A 26,836-nucleotide genomic window follows, 5' to 3' on the forward strand; every position below is an offset into this window, starting at 1 on the left:
CCCCAAAATTAAAATTCCGAAATCCGGTATGCTAATTACAGTTTAGCCGAATTAAGCACGGGGTTTTGACTGGCGTTTACCTGGTAGGTGCAGATAGCATTTTGCTCATCAACTTCAACTATGCGGTAGCCTTTGTATTCAGTACCCCAGTCGCCGCCTATATGCGAATCAAAAAAATGCGGGAGCTTATCGGTGTAGCGTACGCCATCTAACAAATGATCATGCCCGTGAAAAACAGCTTTAACGTTAGGATAAGCATGCAGCAATTGAATAGTTTCAGGACAATCAACAAATACATCATTCTTAACCCATTTGGTAGGTGGGATATGCAGTATCACAAAAACAATTTTTTTGTCGGCAAATTTATCTAACGACACCTTGAGGAAAGCATTATTAGGGCAGGTATAAACACCTTTGGTATCGGCAGTGTGGGCCAGTACGAAGCCTATATCGCCAAACTCTACCGTGTATTTATCTTCATAACCAAAAGCATTCTTCCAAACTGTGGCATCCGCAAAATCATGATTGCCGGGGATGGTATGGTAGGGGACATTTAATTTATCAAGGTATTTTGTTTTGATCTCCGGGAGCAGGTCCGGGCGATTGTGTACCAGGTCGCCGTTCACGATAACAAAATCAAGGTGATTTTTGCTATGATCCTCGTTTAGCCATTTAATCATATTGCCGGTATGTAAAGGAAAATCGGTATCCGGTTGACCGTAGTGGATATCAGAGGCCAAAGCAAACCGCAATTTAAGGTTAGCACCGGTACTACGATTATACTGGTCATTTTCGGCAGCAAAACTGTTAACAGTGGGTAAAAGACTTAAGGCGGCAACACCTGTTAAGGCAGTGCCAAAAAATTCGCGGCGCGAGGTCATAGGCTATTATTTTACGGCAAAGGTAGGCTTGAGGTGTTAAATGAAAGTTAAGAAAACACCTAATTTGACGTGCCCTGTTATAGACCGTATGAAGTTTATTCCAGTTTTAACGGCGGACCTACAAGTTGCATATCATGGTCGTTAAAAATTTTGGCGAGTTCCTGTTTTGTTGGTTCATGATCTAACGCTTGCAATGTTACAAAAAAATCTTCAAGCTTGCCAGCAGGTTGAAATATAACCGTCATTTTTCCTTTTTCAGATACTTGCGTCCATGCATGTGGTACATTTCGGGGTAAAAAAACACTATCGCCTGTACTTAAATGGAACTTATCTTCACCAACCTGGAAGTAGTAGGCGCCATCTAAAACATAAAATATCTCGTCTTGCAAGGGATGCACATGCAATGGAGTACCCCGGCCTTGCGATAAACTTGTTTGTTCAAAAATAGCCAAGTCGCCGTCGGTATCACTGCCAGATACTTTCACATCCATTATATTTGAATTGACCCCTTTTAATTTAATATGCCCATGTATACGGCCTTCTCCCGCACTTATTTTAAATCCTTTGTTTACCCGCATAAATCTCTTTACACCTGTAGAAAAGGATGTTAAAGGCATTGCAGCAAAAGCTAACATGGCAGTAATGAAATTATTTCTTTTCATGGCGAAGCGCTTTTATATCGGTTTATAAAAAGAAACTTGTTAATATCTTACCTTATTGATATAAAAGTAGTTATAATTATTCAGTTACGCTAATCCCTAAATATTCTTACGTAATTGGGGTGCCGTTTTAGTTGATATATACTTGAGGGCTTTAATATTGCCCGCAAACATTCACTGGTTAGATGGGCATATACCGAAAAGCTCGGGGGCCGAGGTCATAGGATATTACTTTATTTATAAACGTTGTCTTGTGATGTTAAATAAAAGTTAAGAAACTATTTGAATCAGAATTTCAGAATGCTTGAATTTTCAGAATTAAACATATCACATTCCGGACATTCTGAAAATTCTGATTCAGACAATTTACCTCAACCCCTTTTCTTTTAAAAACTTCACCAGTGCCGCAGGATGATCAGTTTGCAAACCTTTCAGGCCCACTGCAAGAGCTTTGCTCCAATCCGCAGGGCCTTCACCTGCACTTTGGATATCAGGCCAAACCGGGATGTGATATTCTCCGGCCAAGGCTACCATATCAGCAGTGTATTGGTTATAAGATCCGTCAAGAATATCGGGGTGATACTGATCAATGAAGCTTTTCATGCCGGCAGTATTTTTAACACTATCGGGCAGGCTCAGCATCAGCGGCATTTTCGGTGCAGATTTACGCCAGCCTGTAAACTGAGCCGCGCTGTTGATATAAACCAATACCTGTTTTTCCATACCATACTCTTTGATCATCTGATAAGCCTGTTCGGGGTCTGCAGCCTTAAAATCAAGGTAGATGCCTATCCGGTTTTTACACAATTGCAGAATCTGCTTAAAGGTTGGGATCCGGAATGCCTGTTTACTTGCTGTATCTTTGCTTTTAACCTTTAACTGCAGCAACTCGGCAAGAGTAAAATCCTTCAGTTGCCCTTTACCATCAGTCATGCGGTTGATACTGCCGTCATGCATACTTACCAGTTCACCATCTTTGGTGGTACGCAAATCTATCTCTACATAATCGGCCTCATTTTTTATAGCCTCTCTATATCCTTCAAGTGTATTTTCAGGATAAATGACGTGATCGCCGCGGTGGGCAGCGACTATAAACTTATGCCTTGAAACGGGAGCCGGGTTGGCCTGCCACCCATCACCGGGCAGCAGCCATAGTAACCCTAAAATTGTTAATAGTTGAAAACGCATCGTATTTTATTTTTTACCTGTAACACTATTTATCGCCTCCCCCACTTCATGACTGGCTTTAAAATCAAAGCCCAATAAATTGGCTATGGTTTGAGCCAGTTGCTTATGATAAGTTGTTTCACCTTGTTTCATTTCTCCTGATGCCGGGGTATCCGGGCCAATAACGGCAAACCAGGTTTGCTCTGAATGCAACACGTCCGACCCATGGTCATGCCATTTTTTCATTGGCTCATCACCCCTGCCATGGTCGCAGGTGATGATCAGGGTAGTTTTGTTTTTATAAGCAGGCTCTGACTGGATATAATCCCAAAGTTGTTTTATAAAGCCATCTTCCTGTTTAATACGGTCAAGGTAAAACTTATAATTGCCTGCATGGGCCATATCATCCGGTTCATCAAATGAAACATACAATGCACGCGGCTTATATTGCATCATATAGTTTTTGGCAAACTCAAATGTCAGGAAATCGATCCGCGTTGAATCGCTGATATAACGGGGTGCTTCCAATTGCAGTTCATTCAGGTGTTTCAGGCGGTCATTCATCCCCGCAATTTCTAAAGGCATAAAACCCGCGTTAACTAAAATACCGGCACGCTGAGGGCTCAGGATCTGTGAAAAGCGCTCCCATGATGCAAATGCAGCCACCTTGTTTTCAAAACCTTTTTGTTTGTTCAAAAACTCAAGCACATTCATGTTTGGGTTATAGATACCATCGTTGGTGTTCATCAGCTTATCGGGGAAACCGGTAAATATTTCATTGTATCCCGGGTATGAAAAATGATACGGGTTGGCTACTTCATCCTTGCTGCCCAGATCACGGTTTCCATACAGTTGTCCTTTTTCAACTACCGTGCTCCAAAAGAAAGGCATCAGCAGTTTTCGACGATCGGCTGCGGCCTCCGTCCAGAATTTTTTACGCACATCATTCTTATCATGCGTATCATTTGAGTTGATAATGGCCGAATCGGCACCACGGAAAACTTCCTGCCAGCGTAAACCATCGATAGTGACGATAACTACGTTTTGGGTTTTATGCTGGGCGCTTAAGGCCGAAAACGACAAAGTGAATAATGCAAATAAGATAACTTTTTTCATGGCTTTTGTATTTAATGATAAAGGCCCCTGATTAGCGGGGCCTTTATGCAGATTAATTAAAACGTATAAGCTGAGGTTATTTAAGTATATACATAACACCGTTAATATCATCGTTACCGCCATACTGACTGGCTAACGCTTTGTTATAATTATCGGCATTTGAAGTACGCTCTGATTGCGGATATTGGAAACGGGTTGCTATACGACCACCGTTACCAGTACCTGGCCCTGTTGTAAAGGTTGGTATACCGGTACGACGGTATGTAAAATATGATTCCAAACCCGAGTGACGGAATAACGCCAGGTATTTTTGCTGCAATATTTTAGTTAAACCAGTTGTACCGGTAGTATATTTAACACTGCTTTGCGAATAGTAGGTAGCCCAATCAACGTTGATGGTGTAAGTATCGTAGTTAGATAAAGCAGCTACGTTGGTTGAACCAGGGCGGTAAAAATAAGCGGTGAAAGTACCTGTACCAGTTGGGATACTGTAGAAAGCAAACGAAGCCTGTATTCCTTTGATATAATAGTCTTCCGCATTTCCTGTAGCCCAACCTCTGTTAATACCTTCGGCTATGTTAAACATCAGCTCGGGGTAGCCTATTTGTATAGAAGGCTCGCCGGTATAAGTTGAGTAATAACGTTTCCTGTTAAGGAAAGAATATTTCTGCAAGCCTGCATTGTTATACATTACACCTAAATCCAGGCCCGGATCTGCACCAATAAATGATGAAAATGCAGTGGGACTTTCTTTCAGGTTATCAACATTGTACCGCGCAGGCTCAGCCGTTACAAACACGCGCGGATCTTTTAAGCTTGTTAATAAACCGATGTAAGTAGCCGAGGTGTTTTTACGTGAACCACTCTGACCAAAGTTATCAGGTGTTTGCGGATAATAGTTAGTTGGCGAAACAAAGGTGTATTGCAGGTTGTCGGTCGCGCTGGTCATTAAAGGGTATTTTGTTGGATTACCCAAAATCGTAGCGAATTGATTTACAACATCAATATCAGCAGTTTTTTTGCTTAACTGTACAAGCAACCTAATCCTGAATGTGTTTACCACTTTTTGCCACGCAGTTAAGCTATTGCTAAGGTAGATATCACCGGCAAGCGTATTGTCGCCTGCGGCAATTAATGTGGTAAGATCAGCATTGGCGCTCTCCAACCAGCTTAATGACTGGGTCATTACTGTTTTTTGAGTATCATAAGTAGGAGTTAGATTAGTTAATCCCTGTAAAGCTTGTGTCATTGGGATATCGCCTTCTTCCATACTCATTTTGCTAAAAAAATAAGCTCTGAAAAATTTGCCTAAGGCGCTATATGGGTTAACTGCTTTGGCTCCGCCTTTAACAGCCTGGTTTTCCATAGCCGCAACATTTTTCAAGGCGTTGTAATAATTGTCGCCGCTGCCAAAATCATAACGGTTATTTCCGTAGTAATCGTAATTATTGATATAGTATTGCGAATAAGTTTCGTCGGAGCCATCAGGCATATCGACCATGCTGTTTAAAATGCCATTGAAAAGCAACGACGCTGGCACAGCATTAGGTACGTTAGGGTTAACGGTTAACTCCTGGAAGCTTTTTTTGCAACCCGTTACCGTTAGTATCATAAATACCGGCAATAAGTAAATTAAAAATATCTTTTTCATATCCATCTGTTAATTAGAATGATAAATTCAGGTTAAATCCGTAGCTACGAATTGTTGGTGATTGCAATACGGTTTGCGCCTGGGCACCGTTGTATTGGTCAAGATCCACGTCTTTAAAGCGTTTGTCACCGTAGAAGTACAATAAGTTACGGCCATAAAGTGATGCAGATATTTTCTGTATAAAGCTTTTCTGCAACCAGGCTTTAGGAAAATCAAAGCCAAAGCTAACTTCACGCAATTTGCTAAAGGTTTTGCTCATCAGGTTTGATTCGTCAACACCGTAATATTTACTAACATAATCCTGTACAAAGGCAGTTTGCTTGTTAGGAGCATATTGCAGAGCGTTGTAATTTAACACTGCACCTGTTTTTGAATCGTAGTTGATAGCGGTACCGTTAGATACTACCACACCCTGGCCAACGTAAGTACCATTGTAACCAGTTACGCCAAAGTTTTTCCAATCCTGGTAACGTGCATCGCCAAGGGCGCCGGTAGCTGTTTCGATGTTTGCACCGCCACGCATGGTTTTGTTGTGCATGTAATCAATAATTACACCGCCAACCGAACCATCAAACTGGAAACCCATGGTAAAGTTTTTGTACCGTAATTTGTTAGATACAGCCCAGGTGTATTTAGCATTCTCGTTACCCAGGTATTGAGCAACCGGTTTAACTAAAGGCTTACCGGCAGCATCGTTGATGACCTGGCCATCAGGAGTCCTTACAAATGCCGATCCGTATAATTTATCTGTACGGTCGCCAACTTTAAAGAAGGTATTGTAAGTATTCTGACCAGCAGGCAACTCTTTGTAAATCTCCTTATTTGTAGCTACGTTTACTAACACGTTCCAGGTAAACCCACCCAGGTTTTTGATAGGAGTACCCTCGATAGTTCCTTCATAACCTGACCTTTTAGTTTTTAGGGCGTTTAGATAAAGGATACTGTAACCTGAAGCGGTAGAAATTGGGTTAGCTAAAATTCGCGGACCATCGATGTATTGGAAAGCTGTAGCGCTTAAACCTAAACGGTTTTGCAGGAATTTAATGTCAAAGCCTTCCTCATAGTTAACACGGGTTGAAGTTTTGATATTATTAATGTATAAGTAATTGGTTGCATAACCAGCAGTTGTATTATTGTATGGTTTGCTGGTTGAATAGGATGTATTTAAAGAATAATCCGGTCCGTTATATGGCGAAGTATAAGTTGAACCATACCCCAGCGGATTGTTAAATAACGAAGCACCTGTGCTACCACCAAACGCGGTGATTGAGCTAAATGGAGCAGGGCCTATAGTTGAGCTTGAAGCATCTGCTTTTACGTTAGCATATGAACCACGCGCTTTCAAAAATGAAATGAACTCCGGCATTTTAACATAATCAGAAATTACTGTAGCCAAAGAAGCACTTGGGTAAGTGTAAGTTGTAGCGTTTTGGAAAGCGCTTGACCTGTCACGACGGTAAGTACCAGATAAGGTAGCATATTTACCAAATGACATATCCAATGAAGCATAAATACTAAATACTCTCTCTGATGCGTTGAAGCTGGTTGCCTGAATAGGGTTTTTTGAGTTGCTGAACGCATAAACCTCAGGTACGTTCAAATAATCTGTTGATGTCCAGCTTGAGTTATATGACATCTCACGTAAGTTAGAACCAACTAAACCCGACAGATTTAAGAATTTCTTGATGGTGTAGTTATAGTTCAAGATCAACTCCGTGTTGTTATCAAATAAGTTCCTGCGGTCTTCGCGGTAGTCGCCCTGGTTACCTTCACGTCCGTAAGGGTGGGCACTAAAAGGAAGTTTTTCTGTACGTAACAGATCATAGGTATCAATTTGTGAACGTAACCTCAAATTCAAGTTATCATTGAATTTATAAGTAGCACCTAAATAGCCATAAACGTCGTTTTTGTAATGACCACGGGTCCACTCCTTTGTTAACAGGTATGGGTTATGGTAACGTTGATATTCGGCAAATACCGATTGAACTCCGACTTTACCTGGCTGCCAGATCGCTTTAATATCAGGCGCTTCGATATTCCAGTCAGCCCCAGTCCAAACAGCAATATTATAGATGATACTGTTAGGGCCATACTGAACATCAGGGAAATTATCAGTTGACTGCCTGTTGAAATCTATATTACCTTCAAAAGTTAATTTAGGAATTGGAGTAAACGAAGCGTAAAGATTAGCGTTAGCTATATTCAAATATTGTGAAGGAATATAGCTTGTTTGATGTTGCTGCGACACCGAGAAACGGGTTACATAATTATCGCCAACCGCGCCAATAGAAACGTTATTATTTGTTTGGCTACCAACTTGCAAAAAGCGCTTCAGGTTGTCTTTACCTCGGGCAACCCACGGTGTTCCCTGGCGAACGCCGTTAACAACAGGGCTGTCATACTGGGGAATAAGCTGTCCGTTAAAGTAAGGACCCCAAACGTCGTAGTCACCGTCTACACCACCAGGTGCACCGCCTTTACCATCAACAAACTGGTAAAAAGTATTTTCGCCCGGACCAAATGAACTTTGTATACGAGGAAATGCAAGGAAACCTGTGTTTAATACCGTGCTGCTGTTTATATCAATGGTTAAGCCTTTCTTGTTTTTAGCACCATTTTTGGTGGTGATCAATATAGCACCAAACTGTGCGCGGCTGCCATACAGGGCTGCGGCGGCCGGGCCTTTCAATACTGTATATGTTTCAATATCATCAGGACTGATGTTATAAGTATCTGTATTAATAGGGAAACCATCAACAACATATAAAGATACCTGGTTACCCCTGATCAATACGTTAGGGTTACCCAATAATTCGGCTGATGGGCCTACCGATACACCTGCAACTTTACCTATTAAACCTGTAACAGGATTAGGATCGCGAGCAGTGGTCAACGCGTCGCCTTGCACTGTTTGAATTGCATAGCCAACTCGCCTGGTTTCTTTTTTGATACCAAGAGCTGTTACAACAACTTCATTAAGTGATTTATTATCGCCTGTAAGGCTTACGTTTATAATTGGTTTATCACCTACAACAACGGATTGCGAGGTATAACCAATAAAAGAAAAAACAAGGGTTTGACCTGCGCTGGCGTTTATTATATAACGGCCATCAATATCGGTAACAGTGCCTTTATTTTGCTCTTTAATTCTTACACTTACGCCCGGCAGGGGCAAGTGCTTGTCATCGGTAACAGTACCGCTTATTTTGGTTTGTCCGAATAAAATAGATGGAGCTACGCAAAATAACAAAACCGTTATTACGGTTTTTAATCTCTGGTAAATCTTGTTCATCTGCTAAAGTTTAAGGGTGAAACAGTCAAATTTTTCATGCAGCAATACTAAACTTTGTTTATTATTAGTAAACTAATTTAGTATTAAGCTATACTTAACTTGATGTTCACCCTGTGTTAAGCAGGTGATTTTTGTAACAGGCAGATTATATATTAATCACAAAAACTTAATATTATATTATTCATTTACCACTTGCAGATGCGCCAGGGCAATAGCTTTTAAATGATCAAGGTTATTTACGGGTACATGCATTTCCTTGGCCATGTCATCCCAGTACCGCAGTCTGATGATAAGTTCAGCATCCTGGTTTAATTCAAATTCTGCAGCCTCGGCCTCAGTCATCACGCCTCCCTGAAATTCGAGGGTAGCTTTACTGGCATCCGATAAACGGTTATAATATTCGGGGTATTTATAGGTAAGATATCTTTTGGCAATTACATGGCCCTGCACCAGATTGGCAACCCTTTCAGAAAACCCACGCTCCAACAGGTAATCGGCACCCAGGCGCTCATGGTCAACATTGCCCATGCCATCCATACTTCCTGCTTCTTCAGCATCAGCACAAAGATGCCCTATATCATGAAAAAACGCAGCAAGTACAACCTCATCGTCATAGCCCTCAGCCTCAGCAAGCGAAGCTGCCTGCGACATATGCTCCAGTTGAGAAACAGGCTCCCCTATATAATCGGCATCGCCAAATTTTTCGTATAAAGAAAACACTTCAGCAACTACAGCTTTCGGATTATAATGAGATGGTACCATGTTATTAAAATTTTTAGTTACAAATAAACAGCATACAGGTTAGGTAATTATTAAATATTCATGAAATATATTATCGGAACCCATATTTAACATTAATTTCTTACAGAACGCTTAGACAGACAATTTCAAAGCTCACTTACTGTTTATTGAAACTTAACTAATACAACAATATTACATAGATATCCGTTAACATTTACACTATGCTGTTCAAAGCGTAACAAAAAAATCATTTTGGATAAATAGCCTGATTAATTACTTTGCGCACCAAATAACCAGCTTTAAATGGAAGAAGACATACTGATACAGATCAGTAACCGCATAAAAGAACGCCGCCGGGAAAAAAATATAACCGTACAGGAGCTTGCCATGAGGGCTAACGTAAGCAAAGGCCTGATATCTCAAATTGAAAATAGCCGCACTATCCCATCGCTTATCGTACTGATAGATATTATTAAAGCACTGGAGATAGACCTGAACGAGTTTTTTAAAGATATGCGTTCAAAAAGCGATCATCTCCCAGTTTTAGTAAAGCGCAAACACGAATACGATCATTTTGAAAAAGAATATGCCGATGGTTTTCATTACCAGCGCATCTTTACGCAATCGATAAGTCAAAGTACTGTTGATATTGTAATATTGGAGCTTGAGCCCGATGCCTCCCGTCCGCTTGTTGAAACCGAAGCGTTTGAATATAAGTATATCCTCTCCGGGCAGGTTGCTTACCAGTTTAATGACGATACCGTAATTCTTAACCAGGGCGATAGCATGCTCTTTGACGGGCGCATCCCCCATACCCCAAAAAACATGGGCGATACCACGGCCAGTATGCTGGTGGTATACTTTTTTGAAGAGAAGAAGTAGGTTGATTGGGTTGATTAAATGAATGGTTAATTGAGTGGAGGGTGCCACTTTTGTTTCAGAGGCTATAACAAAATCCAACCCTTATCAACAAAAAAACTCCGGTTAGTGCGCCCACTCTGTAGGTGCTTTGCCAAATTCTTTTTTAAACGAATGGGAAAAATGAGCCAGGCTTTCAAACCCTAAATCGAGGTAAATTTCAGATGGTTTACGGTTTTTGTTTTCGATGAGATGGCGCGCCTCTGCAAGCCGCCTGGTTTGCAGCCAATGCCGGGGCGAAGTATCAAAAGTTTTTTGAAAATCGCGTTTAAACCCCGCAAGGCTTCGGCCGGTAAGTTGCGCGAATTTCTCGACAGATACGTTGAAATGAAAATTGCTCAGCATAAATTTTTCCAGGTCGATTTTATGCGGCTCAGAAAAATCGAACAGGAAATCTTTAAGCTCGGGCATAGTATGCAGCAGCAAGTGTACGGCTTCCCTTACTTTCAACATGCCCAGTTGTTTGGTTATTTTTTCGTTGGGATGGTGCACATAAGGAATCACCGATTGAAAAAAGCCCCGAAGAAATTCATTTTCGGGGATCCTGATATTGGGTTGACCAATGTATTTCCGTCCCGGTTCTATCTGTTCTTCCAGGGCAAGCTGCCGCAGCATATCTTCTTTCAGGCAAATGATGATGGTTTGATAGTCACCGCCATCAACGGGCATTTTGACGAGTTCGCCCAATTGATTTTTGCGGATCAACATCATTTCGCCGCCTTTCATCGAAATTTTTTGATTAGCGGTTTCGATGCTGAATTGTCCTGAAACCTGTAATACCAGGGTGCTATGCTCAAAAAAACCTACCTTTTCCTTTCTCATCCTCGAGAAAAAAGAATAAAAGATTACGCCTGGAATTATTTCGGTTGGATTGGTCACTATGTAAATATATAAAATAAGAGGGGCTTATGCAGCCCCGTCCATTTATCGTTGCAGGTATGTACCACCTAATATTGCCCCCTGGGTAAAAGCAGTTTTAAGTGTATTCATTTCATCGGCACTAAATTCAATTTGCATCGCCTGTATATTTTCAGGCAGGCGCGATCTGCGGCTCATGCTCACCAGTGGCATAATGTTATCGCCCTGGGCGTTTACCCATGCAATAGCAAGTTGGGTAGGCGTATAGCCTTTGTCGCTGGCCATTTGCTTTAACACTTCAACTTTTTCAAGGTTCTTTACCAGGTTGTCTCCCTGAAAACGTGAAAAGTGATTATGATAACTATCCGCCGGAAGCGGCGCTTTCATATCGCCCGTAAGTAAACCTTCGGCGGTATTGGCAAATGCGACTACGCCAATGCCCAGTTCTTTAGCAGTAGGCAGCAGATCGTTTTCAATTTGCCTGTCGGCTAATGAGTAGCCAATTTCCAACGCGGTTACCGGGTGTATGCTGTTGGCTTTACGCAATTGCTCCGCAGTAATTTCAGAAACACCAAGGTGGCGTACTTTTCCTTCCTTAATCAGGTCGGCAACGGTACCTATTACATCTTCTACAGGTACGCTATTATCCAGGCGGCAAGGCTGATACAGGTCGATAGTGTCGATACCTAATCGCACTAACGAATAATTGATGAAGTTTTTAATGGCAATAGGGCGAAGGTCTAAGCCAAGCCATTGACCATTATAAAAAATAGCGCCAAATTTAACGCTGATAAACGCGTCGTCCCGACGGCCTTTAATGGCCTTGCCTACCAATAACTCATTATGACCGGCACCATAAAAATCGCCGGTGTTTAAAAAATTGATGCCACTATCTAAAGCTGCTTGTATGGTAGCGATACTTTCGTTTTCATCATTGGCTTTGCTGCCCCAAACTGATGACATGCGCATACAGCCCAGGCCCAGTTTTGAAACCAGCGGACCGTTTTTGCCCAAATTTATTTTCGTTATGTTCTCCATAGTTGATATTTAATTTAAAACAAATATCAGATATCTTGTTCATGACGGAATTTCTTGCATGGCTCAATTTACTTGTCTGTATGGCTCAAGTTTTTACGATAATTTTTTTTAGAAACCCCGTACATACGTTTCCCGTTTGAAAATTAAGGGAACAAAACCAACCACAAACCTCCCCTTAACCAAACTTTAACACTAATTTAGTTTAATTTTAATAAAAAAAGTTTAGTATTGCTAAACAATTATATTTGTTATTATGAGCATAAAATTAGTGGTATTTGATATAGCCGGCACTACGGTTAAAGATGATCATGAAGTTAGCAAGGCTTTCAGGGCTGCCATGCAAAAGTCTGGTTACGAGGTTGAACTGGAGAAAATAGACCCTTTGATGGGCTATGAAAAAACCCTGGCCATTCGTAAAATGCTTGTTGAACATGAAGCCGATCAATCATTGATTACCGACGAACTGGTAACAACCATACATAAAGAGTTTGTACAGCAAATGATTAATTTTTACCAGTTTGAGCCTGGCATTGACCCCCTGCCAAACGTAGAGGAAACATTTGCTAAACTGCATGAGCAAGGCGTTAAAGTTGGTATCAATACCGGTTTCTCGCGCGATATTGCCGATACTATTGTAAACCGCCTGCAATGGCACGAGAAGGGGCTGATCGATTACGTTGTTGGATCGGACGAAGTTGAACTTGGTCGCCCGCATCCTTTCATGATCCAAAAAATGATGCTTGAGGCCGGCATAACAGATGCTTTGGAAGTTGCTAAAGTAGGCGATACTGAGGTTGATGTACGCGAGGGCCAAAACACCGGCTGCAAATATTCAATAGGCGTAACCACCGGCATTTTTACCCGGGCCGAGCTGGAAACCTATAATCCTACCCATATTATTGACGATATTGCACAAGTAGTTGACATCATAAATCAATAAAACATGAGGCTGATTGAAAGTTTACGTGCAAAAGTAGCCCAATGGCCTTATGCACTGATTTCAGTTTTGGCAGCGGTTTCGGCTTTTGGAACGTATACATCCATGTATGCTTTCCGTAAGGCATTTGCAGCGGCAACTTTCACTGGTCACGAGTACTTTCATGTTGATTATAAGGTTTGGCTGGTTATAGCGCAGGTTATCGGCTATATGAGCAGCAAGTTTTACGGCATAAAATTTATAGCCGAAGTAAACGGCAAAACCCGTGCACGATATATTTTAACCCTTATCGGCATTGCCTGGGCGGCGCTGCTGGCCTTTGCTTTTGTACCGGCCCCGTGGAATATTGCGTTCCTTTTCATCAACGGTCTCCCGCTGGGCCTTATCTGGGGCCTGGTTTTTGGTTACCTGGAAGGCCGCCGCTCAACTGAGTTCATGGCTTCGGTATTATCCATCAGTCTCATCTTTGCATCGGGCTTTGTAAAAACAATAGGGCGTACACTTATAAGCAGTCTTCATGTAAATGAATATTACATGCCTTTTTTAACAGGTGCTGTATTCGCATTGCCGCTGTTATTTTTTGTAGGTTGTATGGAGCTTATCCCAGCACCTACCGCCGAAGACATAAGTTTACGCTCCGAACGTACCCCCATGAACGCCACAGAGCGCAAACAATTCGTTATCCGTTTTTTACCGGGTATTATCCTCACCCTGATTGTTTATGTGCTACTTACTATTATGCGCGACGTACGCGATAATTTCGAGGTAGAGATTTGGGCAAGCCTGGGCATTAAGGATAACAGCATTTTTACCACTACGGATATAAAAATTTCGCTGGTGGTATTAGTAGCCATGAGCTTGCTTATCCTTGTCAGGAAAAATATCCGTGCCTTTAGTATTATTCATTTAATGATCATTGCCGGTTGTGTACTGGTGGGTATATCAACCATCATGTTTACCTTTAAAATGATAAGCCCAACCTTATGGATGACCCTGGTAGGCCTTGGCTTATACATGGGCTACGTTCCTTACAATGCTATATTTTTTGAACGGATGATAGCATCGTTCCACTATAAAAGCAATGTGGGCTTTATCATGTACATTGCCGATTCGATGGGCTACCTTGGCAGTGTTAGTGTTTTGCTGGTAAAAGAACTTGGTCGCCCCTCAATAAGCTGGGGTGCCTTTTTTCGGGAAGGCGCAATGACGGTAGCCATTGTTGGCGGAATTTGCGGTATTTTATCGCTCATTTACTTTTTGCAAAGCGCTGCCCGTGATAAAAAAAGATAATTGCAGATGAAACTGATGAGCAACAAACTCTAACTTTCAATCCAGCCAATCAAATCAATTGAGGTTTGAACAATTCAAACCGATGAACCAATGAACTATTGAACCAATGAACAATAACAAAAGTGCAATAATCATAGGCGCAGGCATTGCAGGTTTGGCTACAGCCCGCGCTTTGGCCGTTCGCGGCTATCAGGTAACCGTATTTGAACGTAACGAACGCGCGGTGGGTGCTTCCATCCGGAACTTTGGTATGGTATGGCCTATAGGACAGGCTACCGGACCAATGTTTGAGCGCGCCATGCTATCAAAAAGCATTTGGAAAACAGTTTGTACCGAGGCTAAGATCTGGCATAATGAGGTTGGCTCGCTACACCTTGCTTATCATGATGATGAACTGCAGGTAATTGAAGAGTATGTAGATGTAAACAAGCAATACCGTGATTGCGCTGTGCTAACTCCGGGCGAAGCTGTTTCAAAATCGCCGGCAATTAATACCGATGGCTTGAAAGGCGCCCTGTGGAGCGGCGAGGAAATGATTGTTGAATCGCGGGTAGCCATCGGGCAGGTGGCAGCTTATCTTGCCGAAAAATTTGGTGTCGAATTTCACTGGAACACTGCTATCAGCCGTATCCAACATCCCAAAGTTAGTTCGGGCAACCAAAGCTGGGAAGCCGACGAGATCTATGTATGCAGCGGCGCCGATTTTGAAACTTTATATCCGGAACTATTCGCACAAACACAGATCACCAAATGCAAACTGCAAATGATGCGTTTAGTTACCCAGCCCGATGAATGGCGCATAGGTCCGTCGTTATGTGGTGGCTTGTCTATGATTCATTACCCGGGGTTCCAGGCCGCAGCTTCATTGCCAGCCTTGCGCAAACGCTATGAAGAACAATATGCCACACACCTTAAATGGGGCATCCACGTAATGGTATCCCAAAATGGCAGCGGCGAGCTTACCATCGGCGATTCGCACGAATATGGTTTGGTTCATGATCCCTTCGATAAAGAATTTATTAATAATTTGATAATTGAATACTTACATACATTCGCCAATTTTAAAGACTGGAAAATGCTGCAGTCATGGCACGGCATCTACCCTAAAATGACCAACGGCGCGTACGAACTTATCATCGACATTGAGCCTGGGGTAACCCTTATCAATGGCCTCGGCGGTAACGGCATGACCCTGTCATTTGGCCTATGCGAGCAGGAGATTGCCCGGCGGAAGGACGGTTAGTTTTTTAGACCATAGTCCATGGTCGATAGTCCATGGATTGAAAAAACTGCATATCTTGGTTTTTCAATAAGCCAACCATAGCTTATTGGCTATAACTATTGACAAAAACAATAACCAGGTCTATGAACTTTCGACCATAGACTAAAAACAAAAAACCATGGTCTATGGACTATCGACCATGGACTAAAAATAAAACTATGTCTGATTCAAGGAGAGATTTTCTTAAAAAAGCAGCCCTGCTAACCGGGGCGGCCGGCCTCGCAAGCGTTTTACCCCAATCTATTCAAAAAGCAATGGCCATTAACCCCGCACCGGGCAGTACTTACCTGGATGCTGAGCACATTGTGATCCTGATGCAGGAAAACCGCTCGTTTGATCATACCTACGGAATGCTGAAAGGGGTACGTGGTTATAATGACCCACGGGCTATTGATTTGCCGAATAAAAACAAGGTTTGGCTGCAATCGAACAAAAAAGGCGAAACTTATGCCCCTTTCCACCTTGATATCAAGAATACCAAAGCAACCTGGATGAGCTCGCTGCCGCATTCCTGGAGCAACCAGGTTAATGCCCGTAACGATGGCAAGTTTGACCAATGGCTTAACGTTAAACGTAATGGTATTAAGGAATATTCCAACATGCCATTAACTATGGGTTTCCACAATCGCGAGGATATCCCATTTTACTATGCCCTGGCCGATGCCTTTACCGTTTGCGATCAGAACTTTTGCTCATCCCTGACAGGTACAAATCCAAACAGGCTGTATTTCTGGAGCGGTACTATCCGTGCCGAGCAGCATGAAAATTCACTTGCACACGTTTGGAATGACGATATGGATTATGGCACCCTCAACTGGGCTACCTTCCCTGAGCGTTTGGAGGATCATATTATATCATGGAAACATTACCAAAACGAAATTGCTATTGATACTGGTTTAGAGGGCGAAGAAGATCCATGGTTATCAAATTTCCAGGATAATCCACTTGAGTTTTTTGGCCAGTACAACATCAAACTTTACGATAAACACATAGCCCATCTGCAAAAAAATCAACTGTTTTACCTGATGAAATAGCAGCCGTTGAAAAACAGATTGCTGCATCGCCTGCAGGCGATGCCCACATTGATCACCTGCAAAAACAGCTTAAACAAAAACAGCGCGACCTGGAGAATACGAAAAAGGACATGGCAAGCCTCGATCCTAACAAGTTTGCAAGCCTGCCGCAGCGCGAAAAAACCTTCACCAGAAAGGTTTTGTAACCAATACCAATGATCCGCACTATCGTACTCTAAGTCCGCTGAAATATAATGATGATGGCACCGAACGCGAAGTTTTAGTACCTAAAGGAGATGTATTACACCAGTTCCGTGCCGATGTAAAAGGAGGTCAATTACCTACCGTAAGCTGGCTATCGGCGCCCGAGCATTTTTCTGACCATCCAAGCTCGGCCTGGTACGGTGCATGGTACGTATCTGAAGTGCTGGACATCCTTACCCAGAATCCCGAAGTTTGGAAAAAGACTGTTTTCATTTTAGCTTATGATGAAAATGATGGCTACTTTGACCACGTCCCTCCTTTCACCGCGCCTAATCCGCATAAACCGGGCACCGGCAAGGTATCAGCAGGTATCGACCCAAGCGTTGAATTCGTTACTTTAGAACAGGAAAAAGCGCGCAATAACTTCCCGGAAGTATTTGATCGTGAAAGCCCGATCGGTTTAGGCTTCCGTGTGCCGTTGGTAATTGCTTCACCATGGAGCCGCGGCGGCTGGGTAAATTCAGAAGTGTTTGACCATACTTCAACCCTGCAATTTTTAGAGAACTTTTTAAGCCACAAAACCGGCAAAAAAGTAACCGAACCTAATATCAGCCAATGGCGCCGTACAGTTTGCGGTGATCTTTCAAGCGTTTTCCGTCCATATAATGGCGAGAAGATCGAGAATCCGGAATTTGTTGCAAGGGAAGCATTTTTGGAGAGTATTCATAAAGCTCAATTCAAAAACTCCCTTCGGACTATAAGCTGCTGACTGCCGATGAAATTGCGCAGATCAATAAAGATCCGCACTTATCACCGTACATGCCGCAACAGGAAAAAGGGATCAAACCATCATCCGCATTGCCTTACCAGCTTTATGCAGATGGCAAACTGAGTGCAGATAAAAAATCATTCGAAATTAAATTTACTGCGAGTAACAAAGTCTTTGGTGCAAAAGCGTTGGGCTCGCCATTTAACGTATATGCTCCCGGCAAATATGCTACGATGAATGATCCGCAGAAAATGGAAGACCTGCGTGCCTGGGCCTATACCGTTAAAGCCGGTGATACCCTCTCGGATGTTTGGCCTTTACATGAGTTTGAAAACAGCGAATACCATTTGCGCACCTATGGCCCTAACGGCTTCTTCCGCGAGTACCTGGGTAACGCCGCCGATCCGTTAATTGACGTTATTTGTGAATATGAACAGCTTGCAGGGAAATTAACAGGTAACATCGCCCTGAAAATAACAAATCATACAAGTAAGGCCCAAACTATTACGGTAACAGATCATGGATATAAAACCGGCGATCACAAAGTTGCTGTAAAAGCAGGTGCCAGCACAACAATCGCTTTAAATTTAAGTAAAACCCATAGCTGGTATGATTTCAGCACAAAGGTTGACGGGTTTGGCAGCTTTACAAAACGCTTTGCAGGCCGTGTGGAAACAGGAAAACCGGGCTTCAGCGATCCATTAATGGGTAAAGCATTAGCATAATATTTAAACTTACTAAAATGCAAAAAATGTAGAGGCGCATAATTGCGTCTCCCGGAGGACAAGTCGATTTAAAAGTGCTCCAATCGCCGTAAATTGCAAGCGGGAGACGCAATTATGCGCCTCTACATTCGAAAAAATTTAAACAATCTTTCAGAAACGGTTCAGATAAAACTTCTTTTAATCGCCAGTAGCTCCGGTTTTATGAATTGCCGATGACATTGATTTTGTAACCCACTATTGCACTTTTTAAAACAACATTATACATTTGTGTAATCAGTTACATAATTAGTTACTTATCAATATGGAGTTTTTTAATAAAGTGGGAAAAATGGCTATAGGCAGCAGGTTAAGGATGCTTACCGAAACCATGGTGGAAGATGCTGTGCGGATCTACAAATTATATGATATCGATTTTCAGCCTAAATGGTTCCCGGTTTTTTATGTATTGCAGGATGGCGGCGAATTTACAATTACCTCAATAGCCAGGGAGATTGGTCACTCCCACCCTTCTGTAAGTAAGATTATTGCCGAAATGGTGAAGAACGGTTTTGTTATTGAGAAAAAGGATAAGGCTGATGGCAGGCGCAATATGGTAAGCCTGTCGGCTAAAGGGATTGAGGTTGGAAAAAAATCCAAGACCAGTATGCAGATGTGACTAACGCCGTTGAAGAACTTTTAGCCCAGGCGAATCATGACCTATGGAAGGCTATTGAAGAATGGGAATACCTGCTGGAACAAAAATCATTGTTGCGCCGGGTACAGGCACATCAAAAAATAAGGGAGAGCAATAAAGTACACATCGTGCCTTATGAACCTAAATATGCCCGGGCTTTTAAAGCATTGAATGAAGAATGGATCTCCAAATACTTCGTAATGGAAGATGCCGATTATAAGGCCCTTGATAACGCCGACAGTTACATTATCAACAACGGCGGCCATATCCTGGTCGCGCTTTATAATAACGAACCCGTTGGTGTATGTGCCCTACTGAAAATGGACGATCCTGATTATGACTATGAGCTTGCTAAAATGGCCGTTTCGCCAAAGGCGCAGGGAAAAAATATAGGCTTTTTGCTCGGACAGGCTATTATCGAAAAGGCCAAAGCCCTTGGCAGCCATAAACTTTACCTGGAGAGTAACACCATTTTAAAACCGGCCATCAGCCTGTATCATAAATTGGGCTTTGTTAAGGTAGCAGGCAGGCCTTCACCATACGAACGTGCTAATATCCAAATGGAGCTTGAGTTGAAATAAATAGCCAGTTAACGGGTTTATTGCTTCCATCAATAGATCTATTAACTATTGCATAACAATTGTGAATAAATTCAACAAACAGTTTATAGTATTTTTTGTTTCTTGCAATTGAAACTTAAACACTATATCTATATGAAACATAAAAAACTCCTGCTCCCTACACTAATATACCTATTGTCTTTGAAAAACTTCAAAAAACATCTTATCATTTGCCTGGGTATCTGCCTATTTTGCAGCACTGCTGTACAAGCCCAGTTTGGCGGTTTTGGGAAAGCCATATTGGATAAAGGAGCCGATATGGTATCGGGCGGCAGCCTTAATAAATTGCTGAAACAACCGCAGGCCATTACCACCAGTTTTAATGACGTTAACAAGGCAGGCTCCAAGCCACCATCGTTTATGGAAGGGCAGGTAGCCGAGCCTTTATACCTTTTGCCAAAAGCACCCGGGGGCGGTTTTAAGCTTTGCGCCGGTTTTTATGAAATGACCAGCAAAAGCTATTGTCTGCATGCTGGTACTCGTGGCCCCAGTACAGGCGATGGGTATATGCTTGCCCCGGTGCTTGGGCCAAAGCGCGATGTGGTGATACTGATATTAAAACATGCTGAAACTCATCCCGAGGTTGACCAGCATAGCATCCAGATATTATTATGGTCGATTATTGCACGCACCAGGTTTGTTGATATGGGGTCCGATATTAAGCTTACTGCGACCAGGCTGCTATCAGCTAATGAACTGTTAATGCTGGAAGGCGGTGCGTTGGGTGTATTGCCCGCCAGTGTAATGGATAAAGCTAAAAGCCAATTGCCGCCTGCAGTTCAAAGTGTTTTTGAGGCTGAAAACAATATCCGCCGATTAGCTGCCTCTGGTAATTCATCTTACGAAGAGATGGAAAAGTATGCCATGTTAGCCGGTTTGGCTCCGGCGCCTGATCCGGCGGTACCATCAGGCATATGGTCATTACACCCTGATGGATATTACATCCGGTTTTATCCGCATAGCTATTCAAAAACCACTGTACAGATCTACGTGCCGAAAGAACTCCTCAGCACAAAACCCGGTTTGGTTTACGACGGGCCTAATGGCATTGCCTGTCCGGCCAATGTAGGTTCGCAGCGCCTGGCTCAAACCAATGAACCGCTAAATCCTGATTATAATCAAAAATTAAAAACGATCTGTAATCAATAGATAGGGGAAAGGTTAAAGGGAAAAGGCGAAAGGTTTTGTTACTTTTCGCCTTTTTTTTGCTGATGACCAATGCTTTATTCTTAAACAACCGGCGGATGAAAAGACTTCCCTGATGGTTACCCGCAATAACGTGGTGTAGAGACAACAGAACAGTCAAATACAACATTTACACTTAACTCTAATCCTTATGCTGAAACTCGGGTTTCAACAAGCTATTCATGGCTTTACGCAGTTTCAATACTTTAGGTACTGAAACATGGCTGATATATGGGTTATCCATATGCTGCCTGTAATATCCCTGGTGATAATTTTCGGCCGGATATAATACTTTAAACGGAACAACCTGTGTAACGATAGGGCTGCTGTAATGATGTGTAGCGTTAACTTTAGCTATTACACTTTCTAAAGTTTTCTTTTCTTCCGGTGTACGGTAAAAAGCTACTGAGCGGTAGTCGTCGCCTACATCAGGGCCCTGCCTGTTTACAGTGGTAGGATCGTGCGCATAAAAGAAAGCTTCGGCTAAAGCAGCGTAACTTATTTCAGCAGGGTTGTAGTAAACCTGTACCGATTCGGCATGGCCGGTATTTTTACCGCAAACATCTTCGTATGATGGATTTTTAGTTGTGCCGCCGGCATATCCGGCTACTACTTTATTAACACCCTTCAATTCATACAAACCTTCCGAAAGGCTCCAGAAACAACCACCCGCAAAAGTAGCAACCTTTTCGCCCGCCTTTGGGGCAGGCAGGCTTGCAAAACCGCTTCCGCCGGTTTGCGCATCGGCACAGCCAAACAATATCAGCAGGCCAAGCAGGCATACATTCAATTTTTTTGTTAACATGATCTTTTTAATTTAATGGTTTATTATTTAGCCGGAACAAACTTGAAAGCGTATGAATCCATACAATAACGTTTACCGGTAGGTGCCGGACCATCATTAAAAACGTGGCCAAGATGTAAACCTGTGCTGGCTTCAACAACCTCTTCACGTACCATTCCGTACGATGTATCTTTAACAATTTTAATCGCTTTTGGATCGATAGGTTTAAAAAAACTTGGCCAGCCTGTGCCCGATTCAAATTTAGAATCCGAACTAAATAATGGCTTACCGGTAGCTGCACTTACATATGTCCCTTTTTCGTGGTTATTCCAATAAGGGTTATGATAGGGTTGTTCCGTGCCCTTATTTACCAGTATCTCGTAAGCTTCGGGCGTCAATACCTGTTTCCAGTAGCTCGCCAGCTTAGCTTGCGGATATGTTTTGGTATCAACGGTTTTATCGGCATGCGGAGTACTTTGACTGCAGGCATTAAAGGCCAATAATATCAATGGTATAATAAACAGATTTATCTTTTTCATACCCCTTTGTCGTAGATATACGAAGAACCTTACAGTCGATAGCCGATTATTCTGTCATTTATTTGTCTGCATTTAGTTTGAACCGGAATATTAGATATTAACGACTCTTCCAGACATCCCATTTCATTAAGCCCTGGTTTCAGAAAAAATAAAAAAATCTTGTAAGGATTCCTTCTCCTACCCGACGAATGCACAAATCAAAACATTAATACAATATGGGCTATAAACTTTTACACAAACCATTACCACCACGTTGATTTATGCAAAGCCAAAACAGCACCGAACCCCGTGCCTGGGTAACGCGCCATGCCGACTATCTTTACAAGTATGCCCTTACCCGCATTAACGACGAAGAATTAGCCCGCGATCTTGTACAGGAAACTTTTTTGGCCGCTCTCGAGCGCTTGCAAAAATTTGAGGGCAAAAGCACCGAACGTACATGGCTTACCGCCATACTAAAAAACAAGATTATTGATATTTACCGCAAAAAAGCATCCGCTTTTGTTAAGGAACCTGCGGTAACATTTGCCGAATATGAAACAGACGATTTTTTTGAACTTGATGCCCATAACTGGAAAACCGATCACAGGCCAGCGGAGTTTGGCATTGAACAACCCGATCACCTCGAAAGCAAAGAATTTGAGTTTATACTGCAAAGATGCATGAGAAAATTGCCCTCATTATGGCTCTCGGCGTTTACTATGAAACACCTTGATGATGAAACCACCGACACCATTTGCGGCGATTTGAGAATATCATCATCCAACTTTTGGGTAATTATTCACCGCGCCAAGCTAAGCCTAAGAGAGTGCCTTCAAAAAAACTGGCTTTAAACTAATGGATTATGGACGAATTAACTAAAATAGCCTACAACTGCAAAAAGGCTACTTACCTGATTGAAAAGCAGGAAATAGGAAAGATCTCCCTGCGAGAAAAACTGGAATTAAAGATCCACCTGGCGGGATGCCACGTTTGCAGGGTATTTCAGCAACAAAGTACCGCTATTAACCGCATGATCAAAAATATGTTTCATCAGCCTGTTGCCGAAAACATCAAGCTTGATGACAAATTTAAAAATGAATTACAACACCTGATTGATAAACAACTGGAAAAGTAAGCGCTATAGATAAAATTATACTTAATAATCCGCTTTATAACAATGCCATAAAAGCAGGTATCAACAATAAGGGCTCGCTTTTCACCTGCTATGCCTCGGGCAATATCAATCGCTTTTTGATCACCCTCCTCAGGTGCCCGCTGTGAGTATCCCCCCACCGGCCAAGCTCATTGATGATGGGCATTATTGATTTCCCTAAATCCGTTAAGTAATATTCTACTTTAGGCGGTTGTTGGTTGTATACCGTTTTGGCTACGAGTTCATCATCCTCCAGTTGATTTAGCTGGATATTCAAAACCCTGCGGGATGCTTCCGGGATATTTTTTTGCAGTTGCCCGGGCCTGCTGATCCCTTGCGATATATAATACAACAAATGGATTTTCCACTTGCCAAATACAACCTCACGGATAAGGTCAAGCCCGCACTCTTCCTGTATAGGTAATTTTCTTTCGTACATAATAATTCCGGTTTCGGTATTATTCAAGCTGCAAATTTCGGTAACCACAGGGATAAATTTATCCGTATTGAATCATTTTTCCGTACTTGATCCGCCACGTTCACTTCACCAATTTTGCATTATCATACAACACAAATCCACATAAAATGATTGCAAAAGCAAATTTCAATATCGACCCAAATGAATTTAACGGCAACAAGATCCTGGTTACAGCCGGAACAAAAGGCGCAGGCAAAGCTATTTTTGAGCGCCTGTTTAAAGGTGGGGCCAGCATTGTAACCACAGCCCGTACCCAGCCAACAGATATTGACCCTAAACAGTTTATCCAGGCCGATCTCAGCACCAAAGCAGGTACTGATAAAGTAATTAAAGAAACCCTTGAACGCTTGGGAGGCATAGACATCCTGATCAACAACCTTGGAGGTTCTGAATCGCCGGCAGGCGGAGTTATGGTGCTAAGCGATGAAGACTGGGAAGCAGCCTTGCAAACCAATTTATTGGCAGCCGTTAGGTTAGACAGAGGATTACTGCCAACCATGCTTAATCAAAAACAAGGGGTGATAGTCCACATTCTCGTCCATACAGCGTAAAATGCCACTTTTCGAGGCAACACTACCATACGCAGCAGCAAAAGCAGCCCTGAGTAATTATAGCAAAGGCATTTCAAAGGAGCTTGCACCCAGAGGCGTACGGGTTAATTCGGTAGCGCCGGGTTTTATCAATACCGGCGGGGCACAGGGCATGATTGACAACCTGGCCTCGCAAAACGGCGGAGACAAAGAAGCAGCACTAAAAATCATTATGGATTCGTTAGGGGGCATCCCCATGGGCCGCCCGGCAGAACCCCAAGAAGTTGCCGAACTGGTAGCCTTCCTGGTATCAGACCGTGCTGCTTATTTAAACGGAAGCGAATTTACTATAGATGGAGGCACTATCCCTATTGTATAATCCATTAACTTATTTACAATATCGGATAAAAATTATCCGATATTTTTTTACAATTGAAACCCCTATCCCTTGCATACTAAAACCTAAGCTCAAACGTATTTATGCTAATCACACCGGGGTTAAAATTTTTAATCCAAAGTAGCGTAATGCCTGCTGGTTACGTAAAGTTAAAATATCAGTTTACTACCAATATTTTATTTTATGAAAACAGTTCAGCAAAAATTAACAAGGCGGGCAGGCATTATCGGGATGGTGTGTTTGCTGGCAGCAACACTCAGCTCGTGTTTAAAAGATCACAACAATTACGTTCAGCCGCCGGTGGCACTTGTTTCAGTCATCAATGCCTCGCCCGATTCTGATCCGGTTGATTTTTATCTTGAGCCCAACAGGGCGAACAATTTTCCAATTCGTTACGGTCACGGTATAGATTACATTAATGCTTATCCCGGTAAAAGAACAGCAACCTTTTATGTTTCGGGCACCAAGCAAAAAGTTGCAGACGATACCATCACCCTCGTAGCTAAAAAACTTTACTCGGTATACCTTGCCAACACCGCAGGCAAACGCGATGTAATTTTTGTTGCCGATTCTATCGTTCAGCCGGCCGCCGGGATGGCCAGTATCCGTTTGGCAAACCTCAGCGCCGATGCCGGTACGGTTGACCTGGTTACTTCAAAAGATTCGGTTCTGGCATCAAACAAAGCTTACAAACAAGTATCTGATTTTGTGACTATTAAAGGCGGTGTTACTTACACGCTTAACATTCGCCAAAAAGGCACTCCTACCGTATTAGCCAGCCTTACTAACGTTAACCTTCGGGCGGGTTCTGTATATACCGTGTGGCTGCAGGGTATTAAAGCAGCAACCGACGATAAAAAACTAAGTGCAGATATTCAAACCAACGTTTACTACTATTAAATAACCTATACCTGTGTTGTAAGGCCCGGCCATTGTGCCGGGCTTTATTTTTTGCATATCAACCCACCGGTTAACAATTTCATAATATAAACTTCGCCATATTTAAACCTTACCATTCTACATTTAACCCGGTTAATGTTTTTTTGATAAACCTCAAATTTCCGGAAAAGATGGATGAGCATGTAGTGATTATTGTGCCGGCCCGCATGGCATCAAGTCGTTTATATGGCAAAGTAATGCTGCCTATATTGGGTAAAAGTTTGTTAGCGCGCATGGTGGAGCGGGTAGGTATGATCCAGCACCAGGCCAATATTGTTATTGCCACTTCCGAAGGCGCTGAAGATGATGTTATTGCACAGGAGGCCGAAAATCTTAACGTTCAATGTTATCGCGGCAGCCTTGGCAACCTGCTTGACAGGCATTACCAGGCAGCAAAACTATTCAATACCGATGTGGTTGTCAAAATTCCGGCCGACTGCCCGCTAATCGATCCGCGGATCATTGATAACGTGCTTGAATATTTTTTCAGCAACAGGCAAAAGTTTGATTATGTAAGCAACCTGTACCCGGCCACCTATCCCGATGGCAACGACGTAGAAGTGATGACCATGGCCTGTCTCAAACAAGCCTGGGAAAACGCCGGTCGCCCTCATGATTTGGAGCATACCTCGCCCTACATCTATGAAAATCCGCTTATTTTTAACATCGGCAACGTAACCTGGGAAACTGGCCTGGATTATTCCATGTCGCACCGTTTTGCACTCGACCACCCCGAAGATTTTTATTTTATCGAGCGCGTATTTAAAGAGTTATACCCGGTTTGCAACCGTTTTTCATGCCAGGATATCCTTAACCTGCTGAAACTAAAACCCGAAATCTACGAAATAAACGCCCGCTATAACAGTACCAACTGGTATAACAAACACCTGAGCGAAGTAAAGCCCGAGTTTGCGATGGCTTGAGGGTAGAGATTAGAGGTTGGTGATTGGAGATTAGTCCGGGCTACCCGCTGCTACTCCAAATCAAGTGTATAAAGGTACCTCATCAGCGAAAT

28 protein-coding genes are annotated in these 26,836 nt (G+C 42.6%); 16 read left to right on the forward strand and 12 right to left on the reverse strand.

Translation table 11 applies throughout. The annotated features are described in order from the left end of the window. Positions 1-35: 35 nt before the first annotated feature. The 7 genes from ACRQ5D_RS03470 to ACRQ5D_RS03500 all read right to left on the reverse strand — a co-directional run bounded on the left by ACRQ5D_RS03470 (position 36) and on the right by ACRQ5D_RS03500 (position 9,528). Positions 36-881, reverse strand: coding sequence for a metallophosphoesterase family protein (locus ACRQ5D_RS03470; protein WP_091165319.1), 846 nt, complete (start codon positions 879-881; stop codon positions 36-38). Positions 882-976: 95 nt separating this feature from the next. Then, the gene (locus ACRQ5D_RS03475) at positions 977-1,543 is read right to left on the reverse strand and encodes a cupin domain-containing protein (RefSeq protein WP_432328448.1); all 567 of its coding nucleotides are present in this window, start codon (positions 1,541-1,543) and stop codon (positions 977-979) included. Positions 1,544-1,906: 363 nt separating this feature from the next. Beyond that, positions 1,907-2,728 carry a glycerophosphodiester phosphodiesterase family protein gene (locus ACRQ5D_RS03480; RefSeq protein WP_091165313.1) on the reverse strand — a complete coding sequence of 274 codons (822 nt, stop codon included), beginning with the start codon at positions 2,726-2,728 and terminating at the stop codon, positions 1,907-1,909. 6 nt (positions 2,729-2,734) lie between these two features. Beyond that, the gene (locus ACRQ5D_RS03485) at positions 2,735-3,823 is read right to left on the reverse strand and encodes an alkaline phosphatase family protein (RefSeq protein ID WP_176844423.1); all 1,089 of its coding nucleotides are present in this window, start codon (positions 3,821-3,823) and stop codon (positions 2,735-2,737) included. A gap of 76 nt (positions 3,824-3,899) precedes the next feature. Beyond that, positions 3,900-5,474, reverse strand: coding sequence for a SusD/RagB family nutrient-binding outer membrane lipoprotein (locus ACRQ5D_RS03490; RefSeq protein ID WP_091166924.1), 1,575 nt, complete (start codon positions 5,472-5,474; stop codon positions 3,900-3,902). 13 nt (positions 5,475-5,487) lie between these two features. Beyond that, positions 5,488-8,766 (reverse strand): SusC/RagA family TonB-linked outer membrane protein, encoded by a 3,279-nt coding sequence (locus ACRQ5D_RS03495; RefSeq protein ID WP_091165308.1) that lies wholly within the window; start codon positions 8,764-8,766, stop codon positions 5,488-5,490. Positions 8,767-8,943: 177 nt separating this feature from the next. After that, positions 8,944-9,528: a phosphonate degradation HD-domain oxygenase gene (locus tag ACRQ5D_RS03500; protein ID WP_091165304.1), complete on the reverse strand. Its 585-nt coding sequence runs from the start codon at positions 9,526-9,528 to the stop codon at positions 8,944-8,946. 282 nt (positions 9,529-9,810) lie between these two features. Between ACRQ5D_RS03500 and ACRQ5D_RS03505 the strand changes: the two genes are divergently transcribed. Continuing rightward, positions 9,811-10,389 (forward strand): helix-turn-helix domain-containing protein, encoded by a 579-nt coding sequence (locus ACRQ5D_RS03505; RefSeq protein ID WP_091165300.1) that lies wholly within the window; start codon positions 9,811-9,813, stop codon positions 10,387-10,389. A gap of 102 nt (positions 10,390-10,491) precedes the next feature. Here the strand turns inward: ACRQ5D_RS03505 and ACRQ5D_RS03510 are convergent, their stop codons facing one another. Both ACRQ5D_RS03510 and ACRQ5D_RS03515 read right to left on the reverse strand, forming a co-directional pair. Next, the gene (locus tag ACRQ5D_RS03510; RefSeq protein WP_256337384.1) at positions 10,492-11,247 is read right to left on the reverse strand and encodes a helix-turn-helix domain-containing protein; all 756 of its coding nucleotides are present in this window, start codon (positions 11,245-11,247) and stop codon (positions 10,492-10,494) included. Between the two features lie 102 nt (positions 11,248-11,349). Then, complete coding sequence (locus ACRQ5D_RS03515) at positions 11,350-12,321, reverse strand: aldo/keto reductase (protein WP_091165294.1); 972 nt, start codon at positions 12,319-12,321, stop codon at positions 11,350-11,352. Positions 12,322-12,574: 253 nt separating this feature from the next. Here ACRQ5D_RS03515 and ACRQ5D_RS03520 point away from each other — a divergent pair, with 253 nt between their 5' ends. The 9 genes from ACRQ5D_RS03520 to ACRQ5D_RS03560 all read left to right on the forward strand — a co-directional run bounded on the left by ACRQ5D_RS03520 (position 12,575) and on the right by ACRQ5D_RS03560 (position 20,983). Continuing rightward, complete coding sequence (locus ACRQ5D_RS03520; RefSeq protein ID WP_091165290.1) at positions 12,575-13,261, forward strand: HAD hydrolase-like protein; 687 nt, start codon at positions 12,575-12,577, stop codon at positions 13,259-13,261. Positions 13,262-13,264: 3 nt separating this feature from the next. Further along, entirely contained in the window at positions 13,265-14,548 is a 1,284-nt protein-coding gene (locus ACRQ5D_RS03525) for a DUF5690 family protein (protein ID WP_432328449.1), read from the forward strand. Positions 14,549-14,654: 106 nt separating this feature from the next. Then, positions 14,655-15,791 carry a TIGR03364 family FAD-dependent oxidoreductase gene (locus tag ACRQ5D_RS03530; protein WP_091165287.1) on the forward strand — a complete coding sequence of 379 codons (1,137 nt, stop codon included), beginning with the start codon at positions 14,655-14,657 and terminating at the stop codon, positions 15,789-15,791. A 197-nt stretch (positions 15,792-15,988) separates the two neighbouring features. Then, positions 15,989-16,864 carry an alkaline phosphatase family protein gene (locus ACRQ5D_RS03535; RefSeq protein ID WP_431199091.1) on the forward strand — a complete coding sequence of 292 codons (876 nt, stop codon included), beginning with the start codon at positions 15,989-15,991 and terminating at the stop codon, positions 16,862-16,864. 223 nt (positions 16,865-17,087) lie between these two features. Continuing rightward, positions 17,088-17,816 carry an alkaline phosphatase family protein gene (locus ACRQ5D_RS03540; RefSeq protein ID WP_432329698.1) on the forward strand — a complete coding sequence of 243 codons (729 nt, stop codon included), beginning with the start codon at positions 17,088-17,090 and terminating at the stop codon, positions 17,814-17,816. Positions 17,817-17,866: 50 nt separating this feature from the next. Further along, positions 17,867-18,541, forward strand: a complete 675-nt coding sequence (locus tag ACRQ5D_RS03545) for a phospholipase domain-containing protein (RefSeq protein WP_432328450.1) — start codon at positions 17,867-17,869, stop codon at positions 18,539-18,541. Between the two features lie 301 nt (positions 18,542-18,842). Continuing rightward, entirely contained in the window at positions 18,843-19,196 is a 354-nt protein-coding gene (locus ACRQ5D_RS03550) for a MarR family winged helix-turn-helix transcriptional regulator (RefSeq protein WP_431199092.1), read from the forward strand. Continuing rightward, entirely contained in the window at positions 19,193-19,795 is a 603-nt protein-coding gene (locus ACRQ5D_RS03555; RefSeq protein ID WP_431199093.1) for a GNAT family N-acetyltransferase, read from the forward strand. The genes ACRQ5D_RS03550 and ACRQ5D_RS03555 overlap by 4 nt, the downstream gene beginning before the upstream one ends. Before the next feature lie 180 nt (positions 19,796-19,975). After that, positions 19,976-20,983 carry a hypothetical protein gene (locus ACRQ5D_RS03560; protein ID WP_143020723.1) on the forward strand — a complete coding sequence of 336 codons (1,008 nt, stop codon included), beginning with the start codon at positions 19,976-19,978 and terminating at the stop codon, positions 20,981-20,983. Positions 20,984-21,161: 178 nt separating this feature from the next. Here ACRQ5D_RS03560 and msrA read toward each other — a convergent pair whose 3' ends face one another. Both msrA and msrB read right to left on the reverse strand, forming a co-directional pair. Continuing rightward, the gene (gene msrA / locus ACRQ5D_RS03565) at positions 21,162-21,824 is read right to left on the reverse strand and encodes a peptide-methionine (S)-S-oxide reductase MsrA (protein ID WP_091165274.1); all 663 of its coding nucleotides are present in this window, start codon (positions 21,822-21,824) and stop codon (positions 21,162-21,164) included. Positions 21,825-21,847: 23 nt separating this feature from the next. Continuing rightward, complete coding sequence (gene msrB, locus ACRQ5D_RS03570; RefSeq protein WP_091165270.1) at positions 21,848-22,342, reverse strand: peptide-methionine (R)-S-oxide reductase MsrB; 495 nt, start codon at positions 22,340-22,342, stop codon at positions 21,848-21,850. Between the two features lie 260 nt (positions 22,343-22,602). Here msrB and ACRQ5D_RS03575 point away from each other — a divergent pair, with 260 nt between their 5' ends. Both ACRQ5D_RS03575 and ACRQ5D_RS03580 read left to right on the forward strand, forming a co-directional pair. Then, a complete protein-coding gene (locus tag ACRQ5D_RS03575; RefSeq protein ID WP_091165267.1) occupies positions 22,603-23,175 on the forward strand; it encodes a sigma-70 family RNA polymerase sigma factor in 573 nt (190 codons plus the stop codon). An 11-nt stretch (positions 23,176-23,186) separates the two neighbouring features. Next, a complete protein-coding gene (locus ACRQ5D_RS03580) occupies positions 23,187-23,459 on the forward strand; it encodes a hypothetical protein (protein ID WP_091165263.1) in 273 nt (90 codons plus the stop codon). 88 nt (positions 23,460-23,547) lie between these two features. On the opposite strand, the gene ACRQ5D_RS03585 is transcribed toward ACRQ5D_RS03580, so the two are convergent. Then, positions 23,548-23,916, reverse strand: a complete 369-nt coding sequence (locus ACRQ5D_RS03585; RefSeq protein WP_091166922.1) for a winged helix-turn-helix transcriptional regulator — start codon at positions 23,914-23,916, stop codon at positions 23,548-23,550. A gap of 146 nt (positions 23,917-24,062) precedes the next feature. Between ACRQ5D_RS03585 and ACRQ5D_RS03590 the strand changes: the two genes are divergently transcribed. From ACRQ5D_RS03590 to ACRQ5D_RS03605, 4 genes are all read left to right on the forward strand, one after another. Next, positions 24,063-24,506 carry an SDR family NAD(P)-dependent oxidoreductase gene (locus tag ACRQ5D_RS03590; protein WP_432328451.1) on the forward strand — a complete coding sequence of 148 codons (444 nt, stop codon included), beginning with the start codon at positions 24,063-24,065 and terminating at the stop codon, positions 24,504-24,506. Position 24,507: 1 nt separating this feature from the next. Continuing rightward, the gene (locus tag ACRQ5D_RS03595) at positions 24,508-24,864 is read left to right on the forward strand and encodes an SDR family oxidoreductase (RefSeq protein ID WP_432328452.1); all 357 of its coding nucleotides are present in this window, start codon (positions 24,508-24,510) and stop codon (positions 24,862-24,864) included. Positions 24,865-25,065: 201 nt separating this feature from the next. Then, positions 25,066-25,782 (forward strand): DUF4397 domain-containing protein, encoded by a 717-nt coding sequence (locus ACRQ5D_RS03600; RefSeq protein ID WP_091165258.1) that lies wholly within the window; start codon positions 25,066-25,068, stop codon positions 25,780-25,782. A 143-nt stretch (positions 25,783-25,925) separates the two neighbouring features. After that, the gene (locus ACRQ5D_RS03605; RefSeq protein ID WP_256337383.1) at positions 25,926-26,744 is read left to right on the forward strand and encodes a glycosyltransferase family protein; all 819 of its coding nucleotides are present in this window, start codon (positions 25,926-25,928) and stop codon (positions 26,742-26,744) included. The last annotated feature ends 92 nt before the right edge of the window (positions 26,745-26,836 follow it).

It is taken from the genome of Mucilaginibacter sp. P25, from assembly GCF_050859465.1.
In the GTDB taxonomy this organism is placed as follows: domain Bacteria; phylum Bacteroidota; class Bacteroidia; order Sphingobacteriales; family Sphingobacteriaceae; genus Mucilaginibacter; species Mucilaginibacter gossypii.

What these genes read in the sequence shown, in the direction of transcription:
- ACRQ5D_RS03575 (WP_091165267.1), top strand. Translation starts at nt 22,603, where the DNA reads ATGCAAAGCCAAAACAGCACCGAACCCCGTGCCTGGGTAACGCGCCAT.
- ACRQ5D_RS03545 (WP_432328450.1), top strand. Translation starts at nt 17,867, where the DNA reads ATGCCGCAACAGGAAAAAGGGATCAAACCATCATCCGCATTGCCTTAC.
- ACRQ5D_RS03505 (WP_091165300.1), top strand. Translation starts at nt 9,811, where the DNA reads ATGGAAGAAGACATACTGATACAGATCAGTAACCGCATAAAAGAACGC.
- ACRQ5D_RS03520 (WP_091165290.1), top strand. Translation starts at nt 12,575, where the DNA reads ATGAGCATAAAATTAGTGGTATTTGATATAGCCGGCACTACGGTTAAA.
- ACRQ5D_RS03550 (WP_431199092.1), top strand. Translation starts at nt 18,843, where the DNA reads ATGGAGTTTTTTAATAAAGTGGGAAAAATGGCTATAGGCAGCAGGTTA.
- ACRQ5D_RS03470 (WP_091165319.1), bottom strand. Translation starts at nt 881, where the DNA reads ATGACCTCGCGCCGCGAATTTTTTGGCACTGCCTTAACAGGTGTTGCC.
- ACRQ5D_RS03475 (WP_432328448.1), bottom strand. Translation starts at nt 1,543, where the DNA reads ATGAAAAGAAATAATTTCATTACTGCCATGTTAGCTTTTGCTGCAATG.
- ACRQ5D_RS03485 (WP_176844423.1), bottom strand. Translation starts at nt 3,823, where the DNA reads ATGAAAAAAGTTATCTTATTTGCATTATTCACTTTGTCGTTTTCGGCC.
- ACRQ5D_RS03480 (WP_091165313.1), bottom strand. Translation starts at nt 2,728, where the DNA reads ATGCGTTTTCAACTATTAACAATTTTAGGGTTACTATGGCTGCTGCCC.
- msrA (WP_091165274.1), bottom strand. Translation starts at nt 21,824, where the DNA reads ATGTTAACAAAAAAATTGAATGTATGCCTGCTTGGCCTGCTGATATTG.
- ACRQ5D_RS03600 (WP_091165258.1), top strand. Translation starts at nt 25,066, where the DNA reads ATGAAAACAGTTCAGCAAAAATTAACAAGGCGGGCAGGCATTATCGGG.
- msrB (WP_091165270.1), bottom strand. Translation starts at nt 22,342, where the DNA reads ATGAAAAAGATAAATCTGTTTATTATACCATTGATATTATTGGCCTTT.
- ACRQ5D_RS03595 (WP_432328452.1), top strand. Translation starts at nt 24,508, where the DNA reads ATGCCACTTTTCGAGGCAACACTACCATACGCAGCAGCAAAAGCAGCC.
- ACRQ5D_RS03535 (WP_431199091.1), top strand. Translation starts at nt 15,989, where the DNA reads ATGTCTGATTCAAGGAGAGATTTTCTTAAAAAAGCAGCCCTGCTAACC.
- ACRQ5D_RS03510 (WP_256337384.1), bottom strand. Translation starts at nt 11,247, where the DNA reads ATGAGAAAGGAAAAGGTAGGTTTTTTTGAGCATAGCACCCTGGTATTA.
- ACRQ5D_RS03500 (WP_091165304.1), bottom strand. Translation starts at nt 9,528, where the DNA reads ATGGTACCATCTCATTATAATCCGAAAGCTGTAGTTGCTGAAGTGTTT.
- ACRQ5D_RS03525 (WP_432328449.1), top strand. Translation starts at nt 13,265, where the DNA reads ATGAGGCTGATTGAAAGTTTACGTGCAAAAGTAGCCCAATGGCCTTAT.
- ACRQ5D_RS03490 (WP_091166924.1), bottom strand. Translation starts at nt 5,474, where the DNA reads ATGAAAAAGATATTTTTAATTTACTTATTGCCGGTATTTATGATACTA.
- ACRQ5D_RS03590 (WP_432328451.1), top strand. Translation starts at nt 24,063, where the DNA reads ATGATTGCAAAAGCAAATTTCAATATCGACCCAAATGAATTTAACGGC.
- ACRQ5D_RS03515 (WP_091165294.1), bottom strand. Translation starts at nt 12,321, where the DNA reads ATGGAGAACATAACGAAAATAAATTTGGGCAAAAACGGTCCGCTGGTT.
- ACRQ5D_RS03580 (WP_091165263.1), top strand. Translation starts at nt 23,187, where the DNA reads ATGGACGAATTAACTAAAATAGCCTACAACTGCAAAAAGGCTACTTAC.
- ACRQ5D_RS03495 (WP_091165308.1), bottom strand. Translation starts at nt 8,766, where the DNA reads ATGAACAAGATTTACCAGAGATTAAAAACCGTAATAACGGTTTTGTTA.
- ACRQ5D_RS03530 (WP_091165287.1), top strand. Translation starts at nt 14,655, where the DNA reads ATGAACAATAACAAAAGTGCAATAATCATAGGCGCAGGCATTGCAGGT.
- ACRQ5D_RS03585 (WP_091166922.1), bottom strand. Translation starts at nt 23,916, where the DNA reads ATGTACGAAAGAAAATTACCTATACAGGAAGAGTGCGGGCTTGACCTT.